At 69.9% G+C, this 22390-nt stretch carries 21 protein-coding genes; 15 read left to right on the forward strand and 6 right to left on the reverse strand.

Annotated features, from left to right (window positions below):
* Positions 1–34: 34 nt before the first annotated feature.
* Complete coding sequence (locus KZC56_RS12410; RefSeq protein ID WP_136035092.1) at positions 35–1063, forward strand: 6-phosphofructokinase; 1029 nt, start codon at positions 35–37, stop codon at positions 1061–1063.
* Here KZC56_RS12410 and KZC56_RS12415 read toward each other — a convergent pair.
* The gene (locus tag KZC56_RS12415) at positions 1033–3174 is read right to left on the reverse strand and encodes a S9 family peptidase (protein WP_247638670.1); all 2142 of its coding nucleotides are present in this window, start codon (positions 3172–3174) and stop codon (positions 1033–1035) included. The genes KZC56_RS12410 and KZC56_RS12415 overlap by 31 nt on opposite strands.
* A 152-nt stretch (positions 3175–3326) precedes the next feature.
* Here KZC56_RS12415 and KZC56_RS12420 point away from each other — a divergent pair, with 152 nt between their 5' ends.
* The 4 genes from KZC56_RS12420 to KZC56_RS12435 are packed head-to-tail and all read left to right on the forward strand — an operon-like array spanning position 3327 to position 7566.
* Entirely contained in the window at positions 3327–4733 is a 1407-nt protein-coding gene (locus KZC56_RS12420; protein ID WP_136045665.1) for an inorganic phosphate transporter, read from the forward strand.
* Positions 4730–5065, forward strand: a complete 336-nt coding sequence (locus tag KZC56_RS12425; RefSeq protein WP_136045664.1) for a peptidase — start codon at positions 4730–4732, stop codon at positions 5063–5065. The genes KZC56_RS12420 and KZC56_RS12425 overlap by 4 nt, the downstream gene beginning before the upstream one ends.
* Positions 5066–5124: 59 nt before the next feature.
* On the forward strand, positions 5125–6054 hold the full coding sequence (locus KZC56_RS12430; RefSeq protein WP_136035084.1) for a phosphodiesterase: 930 nt from the start codon (positions 5125–5127) through the stop codon (positions 6052–6054).
* Between the two features lie 51 nt (positions 6055–6105).
* A complete protein-coding gene (locus KZC56_RS12435; protein WP_136035081.1) occupies positions 6106–7566 on the forward strand; it encodes an aspartate ammonia-lyase in 1461 nt (486 codons plus the stop codon).
* Between the two features lie 69 nt (positions 7567–7635).
* Here the strand turns inward: KZC56_RS12435 and KZC56_RS12440 are convergent, their stop codons facing one another.
* Positions 7636–8505, reverse strand: coding sequence for a fumarylacetoacetate hydrolase family protein (locus KZC56_RS12440; protein WP_247638671.1), 870 nt, complete (start codon positions 8503–8505; stop codon positions 7636–7638).
* Positions 8506–8594: 89 nt separating this feature from the next.
* On the opposite strand from KZC56_RS12440, the gene KZC56_RS12445 reads away from it, so the two are divergent.
* From KZC56_RS12445 to KZC56_RS12455, 3 genes are all read left to right on the forward strand, one after another.
* A complete protein-coding gene (locus KZC56_RS12445; protein ID WP_247638672.1) occupies positions 8595–9896 on the forward strand; it encodes a PrsW family intramembrane metalloprotease in 1302 nt (433 codons plus the stop codon).
* A gap of 205 nt (positions 9897–10101) precedes the next feature.
* The gene (locus KZC56_RS12450; RefSeq protein WP_136035078.1) at positions 10102–10470 is read left to right on the forward strand and encodes an FKBP-type peptidyl-prolyl cis-trans isomerase; all 369 of its coding nucleotides are present in this window, start codon (positions 10102–10104) and stop codon (positions 10468–10470) included.
* A 178-nt stretch (positions 10471–10648) separates the two neighbouring features.
* On the forward strand, positions 10649–11203 hold the full coding sequence (locus KZC56_RS12455) for a YceI family protein (protein WP_136035076.1): 555 nt from the start codon (positions 10649–10651) through the stop codon (positions 11201–11203).
* A gap of 31 nt (positions 11204–11234) precedes the next feature.
* On the opposite strand, the gene KZC56_RS12460 is transcribed toward KZC56_RS12455, so the two are convergent.
* Entirely contained in the window at positions 11235–12527 is a 1293-nt protein-coding gene (locus tag KZC56_RS12460; RefSeq protein ID WP_247638673.1) for an MFS transporter, read from the reverse strand.
* Between the two features lie 184 nt (positions 12528–12711).
* Between KZC56_RS12460 and rpsO the strand changes: the two genes are divergently transcribed.
* The 3 genes from rpsO to KZC56_RS12475 all read left to right on the forward strand — a co-directional run bounded on the left by rpsO (position 12712) and on the right by KZC56_RS12475 (position 14342).
* On the forward strand, positions 12712–12981 hold the full coding sequence (gene rpsO / locus KZC56_RS12465; protein ID WP_055993247.1) for a 30S ribosomal protein S15: 270 nt from the start codon (positions 12712–12714) through the stop codon (positions 12979–12981).
* 169 nt (positions 12982–13150) lie between these two features.
* Entirely contained in the window at positions 13151–14020 is an 870-nt protein-coding gene (locus KZC56_RS12470; RefSeq protein ID WP_136035071.1) for a hypothetical protein, read from the forward strand.
* On the forward strand, positions 14013–14342 hold the full coding sequence (locus tag KZC56_RS12475) for a transcriptional regulator (protein ID WP_136035069.1): 330 nt from the start codon (positions 14013–14015) through the stop codon (positions 14340–14342). The genes KZC56_RS12470 and KZC56_RS12475 overlap by 8 nt, the downstream gene beginning before the upstream one ends.
* A 6-nt stretch (positions 14343–14348) precedes the next feature.
* Here the strand turns inward: KZC56_RS12475 and KZC56_RS12480 are convergent, their stop codons facing one another.
* Positions 14349–15347: an isopenicillin N synthase family dioxygenase gene (locus tag KZC56_RS12480; protein WP_206251380.1), complete on the reverse strand. Its 999-nt coding sequence runs from the start codon at positions 15345–15347 to the stop codon at positions 14349–14351.
* Positions 15348–15520: 173 nt separating this feature from the next.
* Here KZC56_RS12480 and efeU point away from each other — a divergent pair, with 173 nt between their 5' ends.
* Genes efeU through efeB form a run of 3 tightly spaced genes read left to right on the forward strand, consistent with a single transcriptional unit; the run spans position 15521 to position 19021 of the window.
* A complete protein-coding gene (efeU, locus tag KZC56_RS12485; protein WP_247638674.1) occupies positions 15521–16462 on the forward strand; it encodes an iron uptake transporter permease EfeU in 942 nt (313 codons plus the stop codon).
* On the forward strand, positions 16459–17691 hold the full coding sequence (efeO, locus tag KZC56_RS12490; RefSeq protein ID WP_247638675.1) for an iron uptake system protein EfeO: 1233 nt from the start codon (positions 16459–16461) through the stop codon (positions 17689–17691). The genes efeU and efeO overlap by 4 nt, the downstream gene beginning before the upstream one ends.
* Positions 17692–17713: 22 nt before the next feature.
* Positions 17714–19021, forward strand: coding sequence for an iron uptake transporter deferrochelatase/peroxidase subunit (efeB, locus tag KZC56_RS12495; RefSeq protein ID WP_247638676.1), 1308 nt, complete (start codon positions 17714–17716; stop codon positions 19019–19021).
* 6 nt (positions 19022–19027) lie between these two features.
* Here the strand turns inward: efeB and KZC56_RS12500 are convergent, their stop codons facing one another.
* Together KZC56_RS12500 and KZC56_RS12505 are read right to left on the reverse strand one after the other, a co-directional pair.
* Positions 19028–19921, reverse strand: coding sequence for a serine hydrolase domain-containing protein (locus KZC56_RS12500; protein WP_247638677.1), 894 nt, complete (start codon positions 19919–19921; stop codon positions 19028–19030).
* Positions 19918–21048: an acyltransferase family protein gene (locus tag KZC56_RS12505; protein ID WP_136035058.1), complete on the reverse strand. Its 1131-nt coding sequence runs from the start codon at positions 21046–21048 to the stop codon at positions 19918–19920. The genes KZC56_RS12500 and KZC56_RS12505 overlap by 4 nt, the downstream gene beginning before the upstream one ends.
* 114 nt (positions 21049–21162) lie before the next feature.
* Here KZC56_RS12505 and KZC56_RS12510 point away from each other — a divergent pair, with 114 nt between their 5' ends.
* Positions 21163–22389, forward strand: a complete 1227-nt coding sequence (locus KZC56_RS12510; RefSeq protein ID WP_136035057.1) for an LLM class flavin-dependent oxidoreductase — start codon at positions 21163–21165, stop codon at positions 22387–22389.
* The last annotated feature ends 1 nt before the right edge of the window (position 22390 follow it).

Raw genomic sequence — 22390 nt, forward strand, 5'->3', positions numbered from 1 at the left:
CCCTCCCGACACTCGAACCTCCGAAGGCAGCAGCATGAAGATCGGCATCCTGACGAGCGGCGGCGACTGCCCCGGACTCAACGCGGTCATCCGCGGCATCGTGCTCAAGGGCACCACCACCTACGACCTGGAGTTCGTCGGCATCCGCGACGGCTGGCGCGGGGTCGTCGAGGGCGACTTCATGCCCCTCACCCGGCACGAGGTGAAGGGGCTGTCGAAGGTGGGCGGCACGATCCTCGGCACGAGCCGCACCAACCCGTACGAGGGTGAGCGCGGCGGCGCCGAGAACATCGCCAAGACGCTCTACGGTCACAAGATCGACGGCATCGTGGCGATCGGCGGCGAGGGCACCCTGGCCGCGGCCGACCGGCTCGCGAAGGACGGCATCAAGGTGCTCGGCGTCCCGAAGACGATCGACAACGACCTGCGCGCCACCGACTACTCGTTCGGTTTCGACACCGCGGTGAACATCGCGACCGACGCCATGGACCGTCTGCGGACGACCGGCGATTCGCACCAGCGGTGCATGGTCGCCGAGGTCATGGGCCGTCACGTCGGCTGGATCGCACTGCACGCCGGCATGGCCGCCGGTGCCCACGTGATCTGCATCCCCGAGGTCCCCATGTCCATCGACGAGATCACCGAGCTGGTCACGCGGGCACACGACCGCGGCCGCGCTCCGCTGGTCGTAGTGTCGGAGGGCTTTACGCTCACGGGCATGGAGGAGGCCTACAGCGACAAGGGCCTCGACGCCTTCAACCGCCCGCGCCTCGGCGGGATCGGCGACCTGCTGGCCCCGGAAATCGAGCGGATCACCGGCATCGAGACCCGCGCCACCATCCTGGGTCACATCCAGCGCGGCGGCTCGCCCTCGGCGTTCGACCGCGTGCTGGCCACGCGCCTGGGCCTGCACGCCGCCGACGCGATCGTCGACGGCGCCTGGGGCCAGATGGTGGCGATGCAGGGCACCGACATCGTGCGCGTGCCCTTCGCGGATGCGCTGGGCGAGCTGAACACGGTGCCGCGCTACCGCTACGACGAGGCCGCCGCGCTGTTCGGCTGACCCGCCGCGGCTCTGGCGTCGGCGAGGCCGAGCGTGTCGAGCAGCCAGGCGAGCTCGAACGCGCGCTCACGCCAGGAGTTGTAGCGCCCGCTCACGCCCCCGTGCCCGGCGACCATCTCGCACTTGAGGAGCACGTCGGTCGCCCCGGCCTCGCGGAGCCGGGCCACCCACTTGGCCGGCTCGACGTACAGCACTCGCGTGTCGTTGAGTGATGTCACGGCGAGGATCCGCGGGTAGTGCACACCCTCGCGCACGTTCTCGTACGGCGTGTACGACTTCATGTAGGCGTACACCTCTGCGTCGTGCAGCGGGTCGCCCCACTCGTCCCACTCGATCACGGTGAGGGGAAGCGACGGGTCGAGGATCGTGGTCAGGGCGTCGACGAACGGCACCCCGGCGAGCACTCCGGCGAACAACTCGGGGGCCAGGTTCGCGACCGCGCCCATCAGCAGGCCGCCCGCACTGCCGCCCTCGGCGACCAGCTGCGCGGGCGTCGTCGTGCCCTCCGCGACCAGGTGCCGTGCGCACGCGACGAAGTCCGTGAAGGTGTTGCGCTTGTGCAGCAGCTTCCCCTCCTCGTACCACTGCCGTCCCATCTCGCCGCCGCCGCGCACGTGGGCGACCGCGAAGACCACGCCGCGGTCGAGCTCCGACAGCCGCGCCACGGAGAACCCCGGGTCGATCGAGTGCTCGTACGAGCCGTAGCCGTACAGGTGCACGGGGCGCGCCTCAGCACCCGGCTCCCCGAACGACCGCTTCCAGACGAGCGAGATCGGCACGCGGGTGCCGTCTTCCGCGGTCGCCCACTCGCGGCGCTGGCCGTAGGCGGAGGGCTCATAGCCGCCCAGGACGGCCACCTGCTTGCGCAGCACGAGCTCGCGCGTGGCGAGTTCGAGCTCGTACACAGTGCCTGGCGTCACGAAGGAGGTGTAGCCGAGCCGGAGGAAGGGGGCGTGCCACTCGGGGTTGCCGCTCACGCCGGCGGAGTAGAGCGGCTCGTCGAAGCGGAGTTCCTCGACCGCATCGGTCGCGTAGTCGAGCAGGCCGACCCGTTCGAGCCCCTCGCTGCGGTACTCCACGGTGGCGAAGTCCCGGAACGCATCGACCCCGAGGAGTCGCCGTCCCGGCTCGTGGGGGAGGATCACGCGTCGCTCGCCCTGCGGGTCCGCGACGGTCACCGACACGAGCTCGAAGTCCAGGGCGCCGTCGTTGTGCAGGATCAGCAGTCGGTCCTCGCCGTCGACCACGGCGTGCTCCAGCGAGTACTCCACACCCTCGCGACGCGGCCACACCAGCTGCGGCTCCGCGGTGATGTCGCCGGACAGGTCGACCAGGCGCTCCTCGCTCGTGATGCTCGACCCGACCGCGATCACGAGGTACCGGCGGCTGCGGGTGATCCCGGCGCCGAGCCAGAACTTCTCGTCCGGCTCGTGGAACAGCCGCACGTCGTCCGCGACGGGGGTGCCGAGGCGGTGCAGCCACAGGGTGTCCGGGCGCCAGGCCTCGTCGCGCGTGGTGTAGAGCACCCCCGTGCCGTCGGGGGTGAAAAAGGCGCTGCCGGTGTTCGGGATCTCGTCGTCGAGCGTGGTGCCCGTCGCGAGATCGCGTACGCGCACGGTGTAGAGCTCGTCGCCCTCGAAGTCGGTGGACCACAGGAGCTTCGTCGCGTCATCCGTGGTGTCGAAGGCTCCGAGCGAGAAGAACTCGTGGCCCTCCGCCTCGGCGTTGCCGTCCAGCAGCACGACCTCGCCGGGCACCGGGACGCCGGGCTCCAGGCGCGGGGGAGTCCAGTCGTCGGGTTCCGCGGCCGCGCGGCAGTGGATCGCGTACTGCGCGCCCTCCTCGGTGCGGCTGTAGTACCACCAGTCGCCGCGGCGGGTCGGCACCGACAGATCCGTCTCCTGCACGCGGCCCTTGATCTCCTGGAACAGGGTCTCGCGCAGTCCGGCCAGGTGGGCGGTCTCGGCCTCGGTGTGGGCGTTCTCGGCCTCGAGATGAGCGATGACCTCGGGGGAGTCCTTCTCGCGCAGCCATTCGTAGGGGTCTTCCACGGTGTCCCCGTGGTGCGTGCGGAACGTCGGACGGCGGGCGGCGATCGGGGCGTCAGTCACCGCTCCACGCTATCCCAGGTCGAGTTGACCGGCACGGGGGACGGTGGGAGGATTTACCGGGGCCGGTAAACGGAAGTCAAACCCACGGTGAACTCTTCGTTCGTCACGTCGATCCCGTCGACATTCCCTTTCCTCAAGACCGAAAGCGAACGGTGGAAACCGCAGCCCTCATTGTTGTGCTCGTCATCGCGCTGGCACTCTTCTTCGACTTCACGAACGGCTTTCACGACACCGCCAACGCGATGGCCACTCCCATCGCGACCGGTGCCCTGAAGCCCAAGACCGCGGTGCTGCTGGCCGCCGTGCTCAACCTCGTCGGTGCCTTCCTGTCCACGGAGGTGTCGAAGACCATCTCGGGCGGCATCATCCGCGAGGATGCGATCCTCGAGGCGGGGGCGCAACTGTTCCTGTCGCTCATCTTCGCCGGACTCATCGGTGCGATCACGTGGAACATGCTCACCTGGCTGCTCGGCCTGCCGTCGAGCTCCTCGCACGCGCTGTTCGGCGGCCTGATCGGCGCCACGCTCGTCGGCGCGGGCCTCGGCGGCATCGACTTCGGCGCAGTGCTGTCGAAGATCGTGCTCCCCGCGCTGATCGCCCCGATCACGGCGGGCATCATCGCGTTCGCGGCCACCAAGATCGCGTACTCGGTCACGCGCCGCTACGACGGCAAGCCGGACGGACGCGACGGCTTCCGCTGGGGTCAGATCTTCACGTCCTCGCTGGTCGCGCTGGCGCACGGCACGAACGACGCGCAGAAGACCATGGGTGTCATCACCCTGGCCATGATCACGATCGGCTGGCAGTCGGGAGCCCACCACGAGCCCGAGCTGTGGGTGATCGTCGCGTGCGCCTTCACGATCGCGCTCGGCACGTACCTCGGCGGGTGGCGCATCATCCGCACGCTCGGCAAGGGGCTGACCGATGTCAAGCCGGCGCAGGGCTTCTCCGCCGAGAGTTCGACCGCGGCCACGATCCTCGCGTCCAGCGCGCTGGGCTTCGCGCTCTCCACGACCCAGGTGGCGTCCGGCTCGGTCATCGGCTCGGGGCTGGGTCGCCGCGGCTCGACCGTGCGGTGGCGGACGGCCGGACGCATCGGCGTCGGCTGGCTGCTGACGCTGCCGGCCGCCGGCGGTGTCGGCGCCCTCGCGGCCCTGCTGGTCGTGTGGCTCGGCCCCTGGGGCGTCGCGATCGATGCGGTCCTTGCGCTCGCGATCATCCTGGGCCTGTTCCTGCGTTCGCGGCGCAACGCGGTCACGCACGCGAACGCGATGAGCGATGTGGCGGAGTCGGGTCTCGCGATCGAGCTGCCGGACACGCCCCCGCCCACGCGCCGTCAGCAGCGCATCGAGCGCGCGAAGGCCGAGGCCAAGGCGCGTGCCGAGGCCAAGGACCGCGCGAAGGCCGAGGCGAAGAACAAGGCCAAGAAGAAGGCGGAGGCCAAGGCCGGTGCCAAGGCGGCGAAGACCGGCGCTGCACCCGTCGCCCCGCCCCCGGCCCCGGCACCGGAGTCGGCCGCCGACGAGGCCACGATCACGCGGAACGGGGACTCGGCATGAGCGTCACGATCGACTGGCTCGCGTTCTTCCAGGTGTTCGCCGCCGCCCTCATCGGCGCTGCTGCCATCGTCACCTTCTACGCGCTGGGACTGCGGCTCCTGGTCCGCAGCGGCCGGGCCCCCGTCGTGAGCCCCGCCGAGTTCACCGACGCGATCACCGTGATCTCCGAGAAGGAACTCAAGCGCGCGGCCAAGCAGGCGGCCAAGGCGGCGAAGAAGAGCCCGCTCACCGAGGGACAGAAGACTCTCGCGCTCGTGGGTGCCTACGCGTGCTTCGTGCTGTGCGGTGCGGCGGTCATCGGCGGCATCCTCCTCCTCGTCCTCGGACACTGAGACCCCGCGGCCCTGGCGCGTCCGGACCCGGCGTCGGGGCGTGACCCTAGGCTGAGGTCATGTCCGCGGCACCCGGAACCCCGTACGTCTTCGGCAGGCACGACCCGGCCTCCCACGTCCTGATCCACGTGAGCGACCCGCACTTCCTCGCGGGAGGGGCACTGCTCGGCGGGAGCTACGACGTGCAGGCCTCGTTCGACCGCACCCTCGCGGCGATCCGCGCCGTGCATCCGGCGCCTGCAGCCATCGTGGTCACGGGCGACCTCGCAGACCTCGGTGAGCCCGACGCGTACCGGCGACTGCGAGCCGCGCTCGAGCCGGTCGCCGCGGACCGGGGCACACCGATCGTGTGGGTCGCGGGCAACCACGACGAACGCCCCGCGCTGCGCCGTGAGCTTCTCGACCGGGAGCCGACGGAGGAGCCGGTGACGGGCGTGTGGGAGCTGGACGGACTGCGGCTCATCGCGCTCGACACGAGTGTCCCCGGATGGCACCACGGAGACCTCGACCCCGGTCAGCTCGAGTGGCTGGCCGGACTGCTCGCGGAGCCGGCGCCGCACGGCACGCTGCTGGCGATGCACCACCCGCCGCTGCCGAGCCACCTGCCGCTGTTCGACATCCTCGAGCTGCGCCACCAGGACGAGCTCGCGGAGGTGATCCGCGGCACCGACGTGCGGGGGATCCTCGCGGGACACCTGCACTACTCCTCGCACGGGGTGTTCGCCGGCGTCCCGGTGAGCGTGGCCTCGGCGACCTGCTACACGATGAACGTCGCCCGGCCGGCACCCGACGTGAACGGCATGGACGCGGCGCAGTCGTTCCAGCTCGTGCATGTGTATCCCGACACGATCACCCACACCGTCGTCCCGGTGGTCGACGCTCCCACGGGCGACTTCTTCTCCTCCGAGTGGCTGGAGCGGATGGCCGCCCTCACGCCGGAGCAGCGGCTCGACGCGTTCTCCCGGAAACCGCCGCGCCGACCGGCGTAGACTGGTCGCATCCCCCACTTTTCCATTCGCCACGACCCACGAGGATGTGACATGGCTTCTGCCGCGCCTGCACTTACACGTACCGAGACCGATTCGCTGGGGAGCATGGAGATCCCCGTCGACGCCTACTGGGGGATCCACACGGCCCGCGCCGACGCGAACTTCCCGATCTCCAAGCGGCCGATCTCCGTGTACCCCGACCTGGTGATCGCTCTGGCGATGGTCAAGCAGGCCAGTGCGCGGGCGAACAAGGAGATCGGCGTGCTCGATGCCGAGCGTGCCGACCTGATCGACCGCGCGGCGCAGCGGGTGATCGACGGCGAGTTCCACGAGCAGTTCACGGTCGGCGTCATCCAGGGCGGTGCCGGCACCTCGACCAACATGAACGCGAACGAGGTCATCACCAACATCGCGCTCGAGATGGCCGGACGCGAGAAGGGCGACTACGCGTTCCTCTCGCCGATCGACCACACCAACCGCAGCCAGTCCACCAACGACGTGTACCCGACGGCGGTCAAGATCGGGTTGTCGCTCACGCTGCGGTCGCTGCTCGACGAGCTCGACGCCCTGCGCATCGCGTTCCTGGGCAAGGCGAGCGAGTTCCACGACATCCTCAAGGTCGGGCGCACCCAGCTGCAGGACGCGGTGCCGATGACGCTCGGCCAGGAGTTCCACGGCTTCGCCACGACGCTGGGGGAGGACCACAGCCGTCTCACCGAGAACGCCTCGCTCATGTTCGAGATCAACATGGGTGCCACGGCGATCGGTACCGGCATCACCACGCACGTCGACTACGCGCCGGCCGTGCTCAAGCACCTGCGCGAGATCACGGGGCTCGACCTGGAGACGGCGACCGACCTCGTGGAGTCCACGAGCGACACCGGCGCCTTCATGTCGTTCTCGTCGTCGCTCAAGCGCAACGCCATCAAGCTCTCGAAGATCTGCAACGACCTGCGCCTGCTCTCGTCGGGTCCGCAGGCGGGCCTCGGCGAGATCAACCTCCCCGCCCGCCAGGCCGGCTCGAGCATCATGCCGGGCAAGGTGAACCCGGTGATCCCCGAGGTCGTGAACCAGGTCGCGTTCGCCGTCGTCGGCGCGGACACCACGGTGACCATGGCGGTCGAGGGCGGACAGCTGCAGCTCAACGCGTTCGAGCCGGTCATCGCGCACTCGATCTTCCAGTCCATCACCTGGATGCGTCAGGCCATGTGGACCCTGCGGGTGAACTGTGTCGAGGGCATCACCGCCAACCGCGACCGCCTCGGGGCGATGGTGGGCGCGTCGGTCGGCGTGATCACGGCGCTCACCCCCTTCATCGGCTACGCCGCCGCGGCCGCGCTCGCGAAGACCGCACTGCTCACCAACCGCAACGTCGCCGATCTGGTGGTCGAGGCGGGCCTCATGTCGCGCGACGAGGTGACCAAGCAGCTCTCGCCCGCGCGCCTGTCGGGCCTCGAGGCCGTGACGGCGGCCATCCCGATCGTCACGCCCGACGACCTCATCCAGATCTGACCTGCGGCACGCCGAACACGCAGAAGGGGACGGGAGCCGCGGCTCCCGTCCCCTTCCGCGTGTCCGGTGTCAGTCGAGGATGCGGCAGTGCGTGGTGAGCTCGCCGATCCCGTCGATGCCGACCGTGACCGTCGAGTGGTCGCGGAGGAAGATCTGCGGGTCGCGCGAGTAGCCCGCACCGCCGGGGCTGCCGGTGGAGATGAGCGTCCCGGGCAGCAGCGTGAGCGACTGCGACAGATGCGCGATCAGCTTCGCGACCGAGCGCACCATCTGGTCGGTGCTCGCGTCCTGCACCGTGTGCCCGTCGACGACCGTCCAGATGTGGAGGTCCTGCGGATCGGGCACCTCGTCGGCCGTGACCGCGAAGGGACCGGTGGGCGTGAAGCCGTCGAACGACTTGCAGCGCGACCACTGCGCCTCGGAGAACTGGATGTTCCGCGCGGTGATGTCGTTCACCACGGTGTATCCCCACACGTGCGACAGTGCGTCGGCTTCGCTCACGTCTTTCGCGGGGGTGCCGATCAGCACGCCGAGCTCGGCCTCGTAGTCGACGGCTTCGCTGAGGCTGCGCGGCCAGGAGGTGACGTGATCGTGCCCGGTGAGGGAGTTGGGCCACAGTGTGAACACCGTGGGCGCGGCGTCGGTCTTGAGTCCGAGCTCGCTGGAGTGCGCGGCGTAGTTGAGGCCGACCGCGAGCACGGCGGGCGGGGCGAGCACGGCGGAGTCGAAGCTCCAGTCACCCAGCGGGTGACGCGGAGCGGTGCCGTCGGCCAGGGCGGTGCGCAGCTCGTCGAGGGCGACGTCACCCCGCTCGATCAGCTGCTGCAGTGTGGCAGGAGCGTCGGACAGGAGATCGGAGACGAGGATGGCGTCCGTGTCGTCCACCACGGCGAGGACCGCGCGGGGGGAGTCGGGACGGCGCAGATGAGCGAACCGCATGGTTCTACGCTACCGGGTGGCTGCGGCGGGGCGGATGGAGGACTCGACCAGACCCGGGCGGTATTGCTTGTGCCCCATAAGCTTTGGCTATGACTTTCGGAGGACCGGCCGACCCCCAGCAGCCCGGGCGATACACGCCGCCGCCCGCCCAGCAGCCCACCCCGTCGGCGTACTCCGCGGCCCAGTATGCGCAGTCGCCATATCTGCCGGCGGCGTACGGGCAGCAGCCCGGCTACGCGTCCGCACTGGCGCAGCCGACGCCGTACACCCCGCCGGCGCCGGTCGCGCCGTCGCCGGCGGAGTCGCTGCCCGCCCTGCCGGTGACCACGAAGAAGGGCAGGACGGTCTCGCTGTGGCTGTTCGCCTTCCTCGGGTTCCTGCTCCTGGCGCTGATCGGCTACTTCGGCTGGGCGCTGGGGCCGACGGCGTCGGCCGTGGGGCTCGTTCTCGCGCTGATCCCCCTGGCGATCGTGTTCCTCGGGGTGCGGATGATCGACCGATGGGAGCCGGAGCCGAAGCGTCTCGTGATCTTCGCGATCGCGTGGGGCGCGGTGGCGGCGGTCGGCCTCACTCTCCTGGTCGACGTCGGGATGACGATCCTGCTCGGCCCGGTGCCGGAGGCGGTGGCGGCGGTCGTACAGGCGCCGATCGTGGAGGAGTTCTGGAAGGGCCTCGGAGTGTTCCTGGTCTTCCTGCTCGCCCGCCGTTCGTTCGACGGCCCGGTCGACGGCGTGGTGTACGGCGCGCTGGTGGGGGCCGGGTTCGCGTTCACCGAGAACATCCAGTACTTCGCGGTCAGCCTGATCGAGGGTGGCGGCGAGCAGCTCGGCGCCACGTTCGTGGTGCGCGCGCTGCTGTCGCCCTTCGCGCACGCCATGTTCACGTCGCTGACGGGGTTCGCGATCGGCCTCGTCGCGCGCCGGCACGCCTCCGCCGGGGCGGCCCTCGGCGCGGGACTGCTCGGGTGGTTCGGCGCGGTCTTCCTGCACGCGCTGTGGAACGGCTCGGCGACCTTCGCGGACTTCTTCGGCCTCTACTTCACGCTGCAGGTCCCGCTGTTCATCGGCTTCATCCTGGGCATCATCGCGCTGCGGCGGGAGGAGGCGCGGCTCACGAGGGCGCGGCTCGCCGAGTACGCCGCCGCGGGCTGGTTCACGCCGGAGGAGGTCACGATGCTCGCGACGCCGTCCGGTCGCAAGGCGGGATTGACGTGGGCGGCGCAGCTGCGCGGCGACCGTCGTCCGCTCATGCGCGAGTTCATCAAGGACGCGACGGCGCTGGCGGCGGTGCGGCAGCGGGCGATCACCGGCCGCGACCCGCTGGCGGTCGAGGACGAGCGGGCGCTGCTGATCCGCACGCGCGCGACGAGGGCCGCGCTGCTGGCCTACTGATCCGCCCTGAGCAAGACTCAGCGCCCGGTGCTGCGGCGATGCCTGCATGTCTCCCGGGCGCTGAGTTGATCTGCCACCAGGGTGCACCCGGCCCCTCGGACGTGTCAAGGGGCAGGGCGCGAGGCCACCCGCCCGGTCGAGGTGTTCGCTGTGAGCAGGTCCCGTCGCGTTGACCGGGCGCGCGCGGGTCCGCTTGGATGGAGCCATGACTGATCGCACGAAGCCCGAGTTCGACGCCCCGACCGCTCCTGCCCCCGCAGAGCTGGTCATCCGCGACATCATCGAGGGTGATGGTGCCGAGGCCAAGCCCGGTGACACGGTGACCGTCCACTACGCCGGTGTGGAGTTCGAGTCCGGCGAGGAGTTCGACTCCTCGTGGGGCCGTGGCGAGACCATCCAGTTCCCGCTGCGCGGCCTGATCCAGGGCTGGCAGGACGGCATTCCCGGCATGAAGGTCGGCGGACGCCGCGAGCTGATCATCCCGCCGCACCTGGCCTACGGTCCGGTCGGCGGCGGACACTTCCTGTCCGGCAAGACGCTGATCTTCATCATCGACCTCGTCGCCGTGGGCTGATCCCGACGCGACATCTCGAGCGCCTCTCCTCTCGCCAGGAGGGGCGTTCTGTCTTTCCGGAACGCGTGTGCATGCACGGGAATACATTCGCGTGAATGTAGGTTGGGCTGGAGGACGCCGCGATCGCGGCCCTGTCCGTACGCCGCCTCCGCGCGGCCGATTCTCCGAGGAGAAACCCATGACCAGCATCGACATCCCCGGCTACCGCCCCGGCACCTGGGTCCTCGACCCCGCGCACAGCGAGGTCACCTTCAGCGTCCGTCACATGATGATCTCGAAGGTGCGCGGCACGTTCGGCGTGAAGAGCGCGACGCTCGTGGCTCCGGAGAACCCGCTCGAGGCCAAGGTCGAGGCGAGCGTCGACGTGACGTCGGTGGACACGAAGGACGAGGGCCGCGACCAGCACCTCCGCTCGGCGGACTTCTTCGACACCGAGAACTACCCCACGATGGAGTTCGTGTCGACCGGTGCGCGCGTCGAGGGCGGCGACCTGCTGGTCGACGGCGACCTCACGATCCGCGGCATCACGAAGCCGGTCACGTTCGAGCTCGACTTCGGCGGCTTCGGCAGCGACCCGTGGGGCAACTACAAGGCGGGCGCCTCGGCGAAGACGGTCATCAACCGCGAGGACTTCGGCCTCACCTGGAACGCGGCGCTCGAGACCGGCGGCGTGCTCGTGGGCAAGGACGTCACGATCAACCTCGACCTGCAGGGAGCGCTGCAGCAGGACTGATCACCGCACGGCTTCAGGAACCCCGGGTCCGTCAGGGCTCGGGGTTCTCTGCGTCATAGGAGCGGAAGCGGCGGTTGCGCCCGGCGATCAGCGCGACCAGCGCGATCACCAGGATCCCGCCGAGCAGGGGAGGGAACCACAGCGTCGTGAGCGTGGCGAGCGTGCCGGCGTAGAGGGCGCCGATGCGCGGGCCCCCGGCGACCACCACGATGAACAGCCCCTGCAGGCGTCCGCGCATGGTGTCCGGCACGGCCGCCTGCATCATCGTGTTGCGGTAGATCGAGCTGACGTTGTCGGAGGCGCCGGACAGCGCGAGGGCCACGCAGGCGGCGATGATCAGTCCGACGTGGGGTGTGTCCTCGTCGGCGGGGGAGGAGAAGGCGCCCACGAGCAGCACCACACCGAACAGCAGGATCGATGCGCCATAGGCCTCGACCGCGCGTGCGATCCCGCGACCGTGCCAGCGGTACTGCACGACCCGGCCCGAGAACAGGCTCGAGGCGAAGGTGCCCACCGCCACAGCTGCGGTGAGGATGCCGGTGGTGACCGCGCCGCCGCCCAGCAGCAGCGTGCCCAGTGCGGGGAAGAGGACGAGGGGCTGGCCGAAGGTCATCGCGACGATGTCGACGACGTACTGCATCCGGATGTTGCTCGCGCGGCGGAGGAAGCGCCAGCCGTCGACGAGCGAGGCGAGACCGGGGCGGACGATCTCGCCTTCCGGCCGCACCGACGGCAGTGTCCATAGGCCGAGGAACATCGACAGCATCAGCACGACGTCGATCGAGTAGGTCCAGCCGTAGCCCGTGAGGGCGACCAGCAGGCCGGCCAGGGCAGGACCGGCCATGACCGTCAGCCCGAAGGCGACACCGTTGAGCGCTGACGCCGCGGCGAGCTGTTCACGAGGGATGAGGCGGGGGACGATCGCCGTGCGCGTGGCCATGCCGACCGAGTTGGCGGCCGAGTTGATCATGCTCAGCGCATACAGCCACCAGATCGTCTCGGCGCCGGTCCACGTGAGCGCCGCGAGGAGAGCGGTGGAGGCGAACGTCACGGTGGCGGCGATGAGGGCGACGCGACGGCGATCGAAGGCGTCGGCGAGCATGCCGCCGTACAGGCCGGCCAGGACCATCGGCAGGAGCCCGGCCACCGCGATCATCGACACCGCGAACGTGCTCCCGGTGAGCGCGAACACGTGCAGCATCACCGTGACGATCGTGAGCTGGCCGCCGATGCCCGCGAGCGTCGAGCCGATCCACATGCGTGCGAAAGCGGGGCTGATCCGCAGCGGCGTCAGGTCGATCAGATGTCCTCGTCCCGCGTTCACGCCACGCACCTCTCCCGCACTCCTCGAGCGTAGTGGAGTGCGCGGGAGCGCTGGTCGGCCGTGTCGCTCGGGGCTCGCCCGGGCTGGTAGACTCGTCAGGTTGCCGTTCGATCGGCCGCGGATAAAGAGAGCTCACGCATCAGGCGTCGGGCGCCGCGCAACAAGCAGAGAGGGGATCGAATCTATGGCACTGGAAGCAGACGTCAAGAAGGCGATCATCGAAGAGTACGCGACGCACCCCGGTGACACCGGATCCCCCGAGGTGCAGGTCGCAATGCTGACGCAGCGCATCAAGGACCTCACCGAGCACCTCAAGGAGCACAAGCACGACCACCACTCGCGTCGTGGTCTGTTCCTGCTCGTGGGTCAGCGCCGTCGTCTGCTCGGCTACCTCCAGGACATCGACATCGAGCGTTACCGTTCGCTGATCGAGCGTCTCGGACTCCGCCGATAAGGCAGAGCGAACCCAGCGTTCAATCGCGCAGAACATTCTTGAGAAGGCCGCCCCACGGTGTGGGGCGGCCTTCGTCGTGTGCAGATGTGTTGTAGCTCTGGTTGCCACCCGTGCAACTTTCCGATAGGAAAGTCATGGAGCTTTCCAAGTGGAAAGCGGGGAAGTCGCCATGGAGCAGAAACCGATCGCAGGCCAGGACGCTCTGGTGCCCCCGGACTCGGAGACGGCCCGGCGGTACCTCGAGGCGGCGGAGGCGGTGGTGGACCGCCGCGAACATGCAGTCGACCGACGTGCTCTCGCCCGGCTGCAGATCGGCAACGCCGTGGTCATGGCTGCGTATTTCGTCGCCTTCGCGCTTGTTCTCCGGCGAGACGACGTGCTGGCGTCGCAGATCGTGCTGTTCACCCTTCTGGTCTGGGGACAGCTGTCCACGGGGATGGCGCAGCGCACGGGCATGCAGTGGCGGATGACGCGTTCGCGGTGGCCGCTGCTGGTCGGCGGCGCAGCGATCATCATCGGTGCGCTCGTGGTGTTCGGCTTCGCTGCTCTCGATACGCGACTTCCTGTCGGGGTGGTGCTCATCCCGGCAGTCACGGTGCTCGTCGGAGTCGGAGGGCATGGCGTCGCGCGGCTCATACGGGCTGCGGGCGACCTGGGTCGTCCCCGTCCGGCTCCCCGTTCGTTGCCGCACCGGCTTCGATGGGGCACCGTCCTCATAGGCGTCGCGTTCGCCGTGCTGACGATGCTCGCAGGATCGCCGGACGACGTGCTGAGGAGCATCATCACCCTGCTCGTGATGCTGTGCCTCGTGGGGTGGATCGCCGCCTCCGCCTCAGACTTCGGTCTACCCGCAGTCGGCGCGTCCTGGCGCTGGCCGCACATCACTGTCTTCTTCATCGCCGCCTGCATGCCCGTCGGCATCGTCCTGGGATCCGGATCGCTCGGCAACGCAGGACTCGTCGGCGTGTGCGCGGGCGCCGGCGTGCTCGCGTCCTTCGTGGCGGTCTCCTTCGTCGCGGGGCACGGCGAACGTGCGTGAGCCCGCGTCTGTCCCACACCCGCGCACGCGGCTGGACGACAACTTTGCCTCGCCCATCCGGTTCTCCCTCATGGCCGGACTGGGCGACGGGATGGAACTCGACTTCGCGGCCCTGCGGGAGATGCTGCAGTGCGGCGACTCGCCCCTGAGCAAGGCGATCGCGCACCTGCAGGCCGCCGGGTACGTGGTCGCGCGCAAGGGCGCGGTCGGGGGGCGCTCGCGCACCTGGGTGCGTTCGACGAAGGCAGGGCGCGATGCCTTCGCCGCGCACCTTCAGGCACTGCGTGAGATCGTGGCCCTCGGTGCCGGGCAGGAACTGTGACGCCCGTCAGACGGTCACGAGGTCGGGGTGATGGATCGCCGCGACATCGGGGTGCGCACGAAGCCGGGACTTAAGCGCGTTCTCGCCGTAGGTCGCGTGGATCGGATTTCCCGGGTCATCGGTGACCCCGGTCGCCTGAGCGGCGAGGTCGGCGGGGAGCTCGAGCAGCGGGAGCTGCTGATCGAGTGCGGGGTTGAAGAAGAACGGGATCGAGATGCGCTCCTCGGGTGCCCGCGGTGAGATCACGCGGTGGTTCGTTGCCTTGAGGTAGCCGCCGGTGGCATACTCCAGCAACTCTCCGATGTTGACGACGAATGCGCTGGACACCGGGGGAGCCGAGACCCACTCGCCGTCACGCTCGACCTGGAGGCCCCCCTTTCCGGGCTCGACCCACAACAGCGTCAGCACACCGGAGTCCTTGTGCGCTCCGACGCCCTGCTGTGGTTCCGGCTCGTCCGTGCCCGGGTATCGCACGATCTTGATCAGGGTCGACGGATCGCGGAACGTCTCGTCGAAGTAGGTCTCGTCCGCGCCGAGAGTGACAGCCCAGGCGCGCAGGAGTTTGCGTGCGATCTCTGTCAGGGAGTCGTGCCACTCCGCGACCACGGCCTGGAGCTCGGGCTGGGCCGCTGGCCACAGGTTCGGGCCGATCAGGCGGTTGAAGGCGGGGCCGTCGCTCACGGGCTCGCGCTCCGGGCCGATGTCGATCTGCTCGCGCCAGTCGACCTTGCCCTGGGTCCGCTCGCCGCCGACTCGGGTGTAGCCGCGGAAGTGGGGGCTGTTGACGTTCTCGATCGCGAGCTTGTCCTCTTCGGGGAGGGCGAAGAAGTCGAGTGCGGCGCGGTGCAGGCGCGCCTCCAGCTCGGGAGAGACGCCGGTGCCGGTGAGGTAGAAGAAGCCGACGTCGTGGGTCGCGGCACGCAGCTCGTCGCGGAACCGCGCCGCGGCCTCGGGGCCCTGGTCGAGCTGGGAGAGGTCAAGGATCGGGAGCGAGAGTTCAGCCATGGACCGAGGGTATGTCGAGGTTCTCGGACCGCGGGCGAGTGTTGCGTCGCGTTACTCGGGCGGGTGTCCCGGCACCGGCGGATGTCATCCGGTCGGGGGAACGGGTGTCGCGGTGCTAGAGTCTCGTTGGTAAGGGATGCCTTACCTCAGTCTTCATCAGAGGGACACCGTCCGTGCTCGCCACCTTCCTCATCGGCCTCCGCGAGGGGCTCGAAGCCGCACTCGTCGTCGGCATCCTCGTCGCCTACCTGCGGCGTCTCGACCGGCGTGATGCGCTCCCGAAGCTCTGGGCGGGCGTCGGTCTCGCGGTCGGTCTCGCTCTGGCCATCGGCGCGGTCCTCACCTTCGGCGCGTACGAGCTCACGTTCACCGCCCAGGAGCTGATCGGCGGCGGGCTGTCCCTGCTCGCGGTCGCGATGGTCACCTGGATGATCTTCTGGATGCAGCGGGCCGGACGCACGATGAAGGCGACCCTGGAGGGCGGCGTCGACCGTGCGCTCACCGCGGGCGGACTCTGGGCGCTCGTCGCGATCGGCTTCGTCTCCGTCGCCAGGGAGGGTATCGAGACCACCCTGCTGCTGTGGTCGATGGTGCAGTCGTTCGGCGACGCGCCCTCCGCGCTGCTGGGTGCGCTGCTCGGTCTGCTCGCCGCGGTGGCCCTCGGCTGGCTGATCTCGCGGGGCGCGCTGCGCCTCGACCTGCGCCGGTTCTTCGCCTGGACCGGCGGGTTCCTCGTGATCGTCGCCGCCGGCGTGCTCGCGTACGCCGTCATGGATCTGCAGGAGGCGGGGGCGCTGCCCGGTCCGTTCACGGCCGCCGCGCCGATCGACGCGGCCACCGGCGCGGTCGCCGTGGGGGCGGCCGGCTTCCCGTTCGGCTGGGCCTTCGACGTGTCGTCGGGGATCGCCCCCGGCGGCCCTCTCGCCGCCGTGCTGCAGGCCACCATCGGCTTCATGCCGGCCATGACCTGGCTCCAGGTGACCGCCTGGGTCCTCTACCTCGCCATCGTCGGCACGTTCTACGTGCGTGGCCTCCGCCCGCGGCGTCGCTCCGCGGCACCGACGCCGCGCCCTCGCACCAAGGCGACCCCTCTCTCACAGCAAGGAGCAGCATGACCATCTCGTCCCGGTCCCTGGGGGTGCTGGCCGTGACCGGCGCAGCCGTCCTCGTCCTGAGCGGCTGCGTCGCGAAGGAGGACACCGCGGCCACGGCCGCCTTCGAGGTGTCGTCCACCGACTCCGACTGCGCGGTCTCGGCCGCCACCGCGGAGAGCGGCACCCTCACGTTCGACGTCTCGAACGACACCGACCAGGTGTCGGAGTTCTACCTGCTCGCGGACGACGGCCTGCGCATCGTCGGCGAGGTCGAGAACATCGCGCCGGCGGCGTCGCGTACGCTCACGGTCGTGGTGCAGCCCGGTGACTACTTCACGCTGTGCAAGCCGGGCATGGTGGGCGACGGCGTGGGCAAGGCCGCCTTCGCCGTCACGGGCGACCCGGTGGCCGTCGACGGGCCGGACGCCGAGCAGAAGACGAAGGCGGTCGACCTGTACGCGGCGTTCGTGAAGGATCAGGTCGGTCAGCTCGTGCCGGCGGTGGAAGAGCTCGTGGCCGCCTACGAATCCGGCGACGACGCGACCGCCCGCACGCTGTTCCCGCAGACCCGCGCCTTCTACGAGCGCATCGAGCCCGTGGCCGAGGCCCTGGGCGACCTCGATCCGCGCATCGACTTCCGCGAGGTTGACGCCGTGGCCGACGGGCTCGACTGGACCGGCTTCCACCGCATCGAGAAGGACCTGTGGGTGCCGGCGCAGGACGCCCTCAACGCCGACGGGGAGACGCCCGCGTGGCAGGGCTGGGCCCCGTCCACGCCCGAGGAACGCGCCGACTACGGCGACCTGCTGCTCGCCGACGTGCAGGAGCTGTACGACTACGTGCACTCCGACGACTTCACAACGACCCTGGAAGACCAGGGCATCGCGGGTGTCTCCAATGGCGCGATCGCGCTGCTCGACGAGGTCGCGACCGGCAAGATCTCCGGCGAGGAGGACTGGTGGTCCGGCACCGACCTGTTCGACTTCGCGGCGAACGTCGAAGGCTCCAAGATGGCGTTCTCCCTGGTGCAGGACTTCGCCACGGCGCAGGGCGACGACGGCGCCGCGCTGGTCGACGAGATCGAGTCGCGGTACGCCGCGCTCGAGTCGTCGCTCGCCACGCACGGCTCCCTCGCGGACGGGTTCGTCGGGTACGCCACCCTCACGGCGGACGACAAGCGTGAGCTGACCGACCTGATCAACGCCCTGGCCGAGCCGCTGTCGCAGCTGACCGCGACGGTGCTCGACTGACGGGACCGCAGAGGCGCCGGACATGACCGAGAGCGAACCGATCCGCGAACCGGAGGACCGGGCGGAGGCCGCACGCGTCGACGCTCGCGCGGGGCTGAGCAGGCGCGGACTGCTCGGTCTCGCGGTCGGCGGCGGGGTCGCAGGTCTCGCGGTCGGCCTGGGGGCGGGACTGACCGGCGGCGTCGCGCTCGGACGCGCCCGCGCCGCCGAAGACGCGCAGAACAGCTACGACTTCTTCGGCGTGCACCAGGCCGGCATCACCACGCCCGTGCAGGACCACCTGCACTTCGCGAGCTTCGACATGATGCCGCGCACCGACCGCGACGACCTGATCTCGCTGCTCCAGGACTGGAGCTACGCGGCCTCGCGCCTCACGCAGGGACTCGAGGTCAGCGCGAGCGGTGCCGTCGGCGGCAGCCCGGAAGCCCCGCCCGACGACACGGGTGAAGCGCTCGGTCTGCCGTCCGCCGGGCTGACCATCACGATCGGGTTCGGTCCGAGCCTGTTCGAGAACGAAGCCGGCGACCGCTACGGCATCGCGGCGCAGCGCCCCGCAGGGCTGGAGCGGCTGCCCGCCTTCCTCGGCGACGACCTCGACCCCGAGATGTCCCACGGCGACCTCTGTGTGCAGGCGTGCGCCGACGACCCGCAGGTGGCGGTGCATGCGATCAGGAACCTCAGCCGGATCGCGTTCGGGCGTGCGCGACTGCGGTGGTCGCAGCTCGGGTTCGGCAAGACGTCCCGCACCACGGCGGCGCAGGCCACGCCGCGCAACCTGTTCGGCTTCAAGGACGGCACCGCAAACATCCTCGCCGACGACACCGCCGCGCTCGACGAGCACGTGTGGGTCTCCGCCGCGGACGATCCGGGCTGGCTCGCGGGCGGCTCGTACCTGGTCGCCCGGCGCATCGCGATGCTGATCGAGACGTGGGACCGGGTGCGACTCTCGGAGCAGGCCACCATCATCGGCCGCGACAAGGGCGAGGGCGCCCCGCTCTCCGGCGGCGACGAGTTCACCGAGCCCGACTTCCACGGCGGCGCGATCGACGCCCACAGCCACGTGCGGCTCGCGCACCCGACGCAGAACGACGGCGTGCGCATCCTCCGCCGCGGCTACAACTACGTGGACGGCAACAACACGCTCGGACGGCTCGACGCCGGGCTCTTCTTCCTGTCGTATCAGCGCGACCCCGCGCAGTTCATCACGCTGCAGCGCCGGCTGGCGACCGACCGCATGAACGAGTACATCCGCCACGTCGGGTCGGGGATCTGGGCGGTGCCGGCCGGCGCGAAGCCCGGCTCCTACGTGGGTGCCGAGCTCTTCGCCTGACTGGCCCTAGGACCCGAGCCGCGCGGCCTCCAGCACCTCGACGACGGACGAGGCCAGCGCATCGGCTCCCGCGTGGTCGTCGGCGCTGATCGTCACCACAGCGTCATCGAGGAAGATCATCAGCTGCCCGTAGGCGCCGTGCAGCCGCCAGGCCCGTCCCGGTCCGCCCCACCCGGCGAGGGCGTAGCGGTCGTAGCCCGGGTTCACGCCGGCGACGACGCCGTCGCGGTGCATCGCATCGATGTGCTCCGGCGACACGAGCCGACGCCCCTCCCACGCGCCGCGGTCGCGGATCAGCCGCCCGGCGCGCGCCATCTCCTCGGTGCGCAGCGCGAGACCGCCGCCCGCCTCGATGCGGCCGTGGGGGCAGCGGGTCCACCGCGCGCCGTGAATGCCGAGCGGCCCGAGCAGGCGGTCGTCGAGGTAGTCGCCCACGTCGCCGACGCGCGCGGCGAGGGCCGCCATGGCGGTGTAGGTGCTGGCATTGGAGTACTGGAAGACGCGCCCGCGGGAGGGGCGCCGCAGGAACTCCGCGGCGAGGTCGGGCCAGTCGGTCAGAAGTGTGGGCGACCAGGGCAGGTCGATCCCGCTCGACATCGACAGGAGGTGGCGCAGCGTCACCCGGTCGACGCCCGGCCCGAGCTCGTGATCGGGGAGGAGGTGCGCCACGGGCTCGTCGAGCGAGACCACGCCGTCGTCGGCGGCGAGAGCCACGGCGAGCACGCACACGCCCTTCGCGACCGACTGGATGTCCTCTCGCACGTCCGGTGCCCAGCGGTGTTCGGCGGTCCCGTCGCCCGCGCGCACGTGGAGGCCGTGTGCGCGGAAGCCCGTGTCCTCGATGATCGCGACCAGGCTGTCCTTTACGGAGAGGGCGTCGGCTCCGGGGGCGCCGCTCATCGGGGACGACGCGAGCCGGTCGGGTCGTTCCTGCGACCCTCGCGCGCGGCGAGCTCGGGATCGGAGAACAGCCAGCGCGGGCGCGGCTCCACGAGCGGGCGGAACAGCCGTCGCACGGGCTTGGTAGCCAGCAGCAGCGCGAGGACCACCGAGAGCGCGGTCACGAGCGGCAGCCAGAACCACGTCGGCTCGAGGTCGCGCAGCACACCGCTCTCCCGGAAGGGATAGAGCACGAACGAGTGCAGCAGGTAGACGTACATCGTGTACTGGCCGAAGGTCGTCCACCAGTACGAGCCGCGCGGGATCAGCGCGAAGAACGCCGCGCACAGGACGACGGCGAGCAGCATGAGGGCGACCCGGATCGCGCCGGCCCACCACTGCGTGCCGACCAGGTCGGAGTAGGAGGCCTCGTAGAACAGCCATTCGCGCAGGTCGGCGGCCTGCCACAGCGGAAGCCAGTTCCAGGCGGCCCACCCGGTCGCCGCGAAGACGCCGATCGCCGCCGCGCGGATCCACCAGGGGCGGAAGTCCAGCAGGCGCAGCCGGTTGACGATGTCGTGCTCGCGCAGCCACCAGCCGAGCGTGAAGAAGGGGAGGAGGCCCAGCGTGCGGGACAGCGAGAAGGTGCTGTCGACGTTGGAGAGGTAGCCGGCGCCGATCGAGATCACGACGGTCCACAGCAGCGGCCAGCGCAGCAGCGCGAGGTAGGGGAGGACGAGGCGGAAGATCGCCAGCGCCAGGAGGAACCACAGTGTCCAGCTCGGTTTGGTGAAGTTCGGGGTGGCCTGACCTTCGACGAGCCACTTGGTGAGGGTCCACAGCGTCTCGAAGATCACGTAGGGCAGGACGATGTCGGTGATCACCCTGGCCATCTGCGTCTTGGTGGGCGAGCCCGACTTGGAGAAGTAGCCGGAGATGATCGCGAACGCCGGCATGTGGAACGCGTACAGCGCGAGGTAGAACGCGAACGCGATGTCGGAGTCGTAGATGAGCCGCTGGATCGCATGGCCGAGCACGACGAGGACGATGCACGCGTAGCGAGCGTTGTCCCAGAAGGGCACGCGCCGGCGCTTCCGCGGGACGGACCCGGTGGCGGGCCCCGTGATGTCGGCCCCGGTGGTGCTCATCCTCCGAGGCTACAGGCGCGGGAATAAAGTTGCCGTGCACGCGTTGACACGATTACATTCAAATGAATAGAACCGGGTGGCACGATCATCGGGTTCGGAGAACACGGAGCAATCATGAGCGAGCAGTCAGGCGCGCAGGCGATGCAGTTCGGCATCATGTCGGTCAGCGACATCACCCGCGACCCCACCACGGGCGTCACCCCCAGCGAGCAGGAGCGCATCAAGGCCACGCTGGCCATCGCCACCCACGCCGAGGAGGTGGGCCTCGACGTCTTCGCGATCGGCGAGCACCACAACCCGCCGTTCTGGTCCTCCAGCCCCACCACGTTCCTGGCGGCGCTGGCCGCGCAGACCGAGCGCCTGATCGTCTCGACGTCGACCACGCTCATCACCACGAACGACCCCGTGCGCATCGCCGAGGAGTACGCGATGCTGCAGCACGTGTCCGACGGCCGCATGGACCTGATGCTCGGGCGCGGCAACACCGGCCCGGTGTACCCGTGGTTCGGACAGGACATCCGTCAGGGCCTCCCGCTCGCGATCGAGAACTACGCCCTGCTGCACAAGCTGTGGCGCGAGGACGTCGTCGACTGGGAGGGCAAGTTCCGCACCCCGCTGCAGGGCTTCACGTCGACCCCGCGCCCGCTCGACGGCATCCCGCCGTTCGTCTGGCACGGATCGATCCGCACCCCGGAGATCGCGGAGCAGGCCGCCTACTACGGCGACGGGTTCTTCGCGAACAACATCTTCTGGCCGAAGGAGCACTACCAGCGCCTGATCGAGCTGTACCGCCAGCGCTTCGAGCACTACGGCCACGGCACGCGCGAGCAGGCCATCGTCGGACTCGGCGGGCAGGTGTTCATGGCCGCGAAGTCGCAGGACGCCGTGAACCAGTTCCGGCCGTACTTCGACAACGCCCCCGTGTACGGCCACGGCCCGAGCATGGAGGACTTCACCGAGATGACGCCGCTGACGGTCGGTTCGCCGCAGCAGGTCATCGACCGGTACGCGGGCATGCGTGAGCACTTCGGTGACTACCAGCGCCAGCTCTTCCTGATCGACCACGCCGGCCTTCCGCTGAAGACGGTGCTCGAGCAGCTCGACATCCTCGGTTCCGAGGTCGTGCCGGTGCTGCGCAAGGAGCTCGCGAAGGACCGTCCGGCCGGCGTGCCCGACGCCCCGACGCACGCGGCGCGCGTGAAGGCCGAGTTCGGCGACGGCCCCACGCGTCAGGCGCGACCCGGCGCCAACCGGGGCGACAACCTCACGGGCGACTCGCCCTACCAGGACACCCCGGCACCCGCGGGTGCCGCGTTCGGACTCGGCCGGAAGGAGGCCTGAC

The organism is Microbacterium sufflavum (genome assembly GCF_023091155.1).
In the GTDB taxonomy this organism is placed as follows: domain Bacteria; phylum Actinomycetota; class Actinomycetes; order Actinomycetales; family Microbacteriaceae; genus Microbacterium; species Microbacterium sufflavum.

Coding starts and splice junctions, on each gene's coding strand:
- KZC56_RS12430 (WP_136035084.1), top strand. CDS start 5,125: ATGTCCGCGGCACCCGGAACCCCGTACGTCTTCGGCAGGCACGACCCG.
- efeO (WP_247638675.1), top strand. CDS start 16,459: ATGACCATCTCGTCCCGGTCCCTGGGGGTGCTGGCCGTGACCGGCGCA.
- KZC56_RS12480 (WP_206251380.1), bottom strand. CDS start 15,347: ATGGCTGAACTCTCGCTCCCGATCCTTGACCTCTCCCAGCTCGACCAG.
- KZC56_RS12425 (WP_136045664.1), top strand. CDS start 4,730: ATGAGCGTCACGATCGACTGGCTCGCGTTCTTCCAGGTGTTCGCCGCC.
- KZC56_RS12435 (WP_136035081.1), top strand. CDS start 6,106: ATGGCTTCTGCCGCGCCTGCACTTACACGTACCGAGACCGATTCGCTG.
- KZC56_RS12455 (WP_136035076.1), top strand. CDS start 10,649: ATGACCAGCATCGACATCCCCGGCTACCGCCCCGGCACCTGGGTCCTC.
- KZC56_RS12470 (WP_136035071.1), top strand. CDS start 13,151: ATGGAGCAGAAACCGATCGCAGGCCAGGACGCTCTGGTGCCCCCGGAC.
- KZC56_RS12505 (WP_136035058.1), bottom strand. CDS start 21,048: ATGAGCACCACCGGGGCCGACATCACGGGGCCCGCCACCGGGTCCGTC.
- KZC56_RS12410 (WP_136035092.1), top strand. CDS start 35: ATGAAGATCGGCATCCTGACGAGCGGCGGCGACTGCCCCGGACTCAAC.
- KZC56_RS12450 (WP_136035078.1), top strand. CDS start 10,102: ATGACTGATCGCACGAAGCCCGAGTTCGACGCCCCGACCGCTCCTGCC.
- KZC56_RS12440 (WP_247638671.1), bottom strand. CDS start 8,505: ATGCGGTTCGCTCATCTGCGCCGTCCCGACTCCCCCCGCGCGGTCCTC.
- rpsO (WP_055993247.1), top strand. CDS start 12,712: ATGGCACTGGAAGCAGACGTCAAGAAGGCGATCATCGAAGAGTACGCG.
- efeB (WP_247638676.1), top strand. CDS start 17,714: ATGACCGAGAGCGAACCGATCCGCGAACCGGAGGACCGGGCGGAGGCC.
- KZC56_RS12510 (WP_136035057.1), top strand. CDS start 21,163: ATGAGCGAGCAGTCAGGCGCGCAGGCGATGCAGTTCGGCATCATGTCG.
- KZC56_RS12445 (WP_247638672.1), top strand. CDS start 8,595: ATGACTTTCGGAGGACCGGCCGACCCCCAGCAGCCCGGGCGATACACG.
- KZC56_RS12500 (WP_247638677.1), bottom strand. CDS start 19,921: ATGAGCGGCGCCCCCGGAGCCGACGCCCTCTCCGTAAAGGACAGCCTG.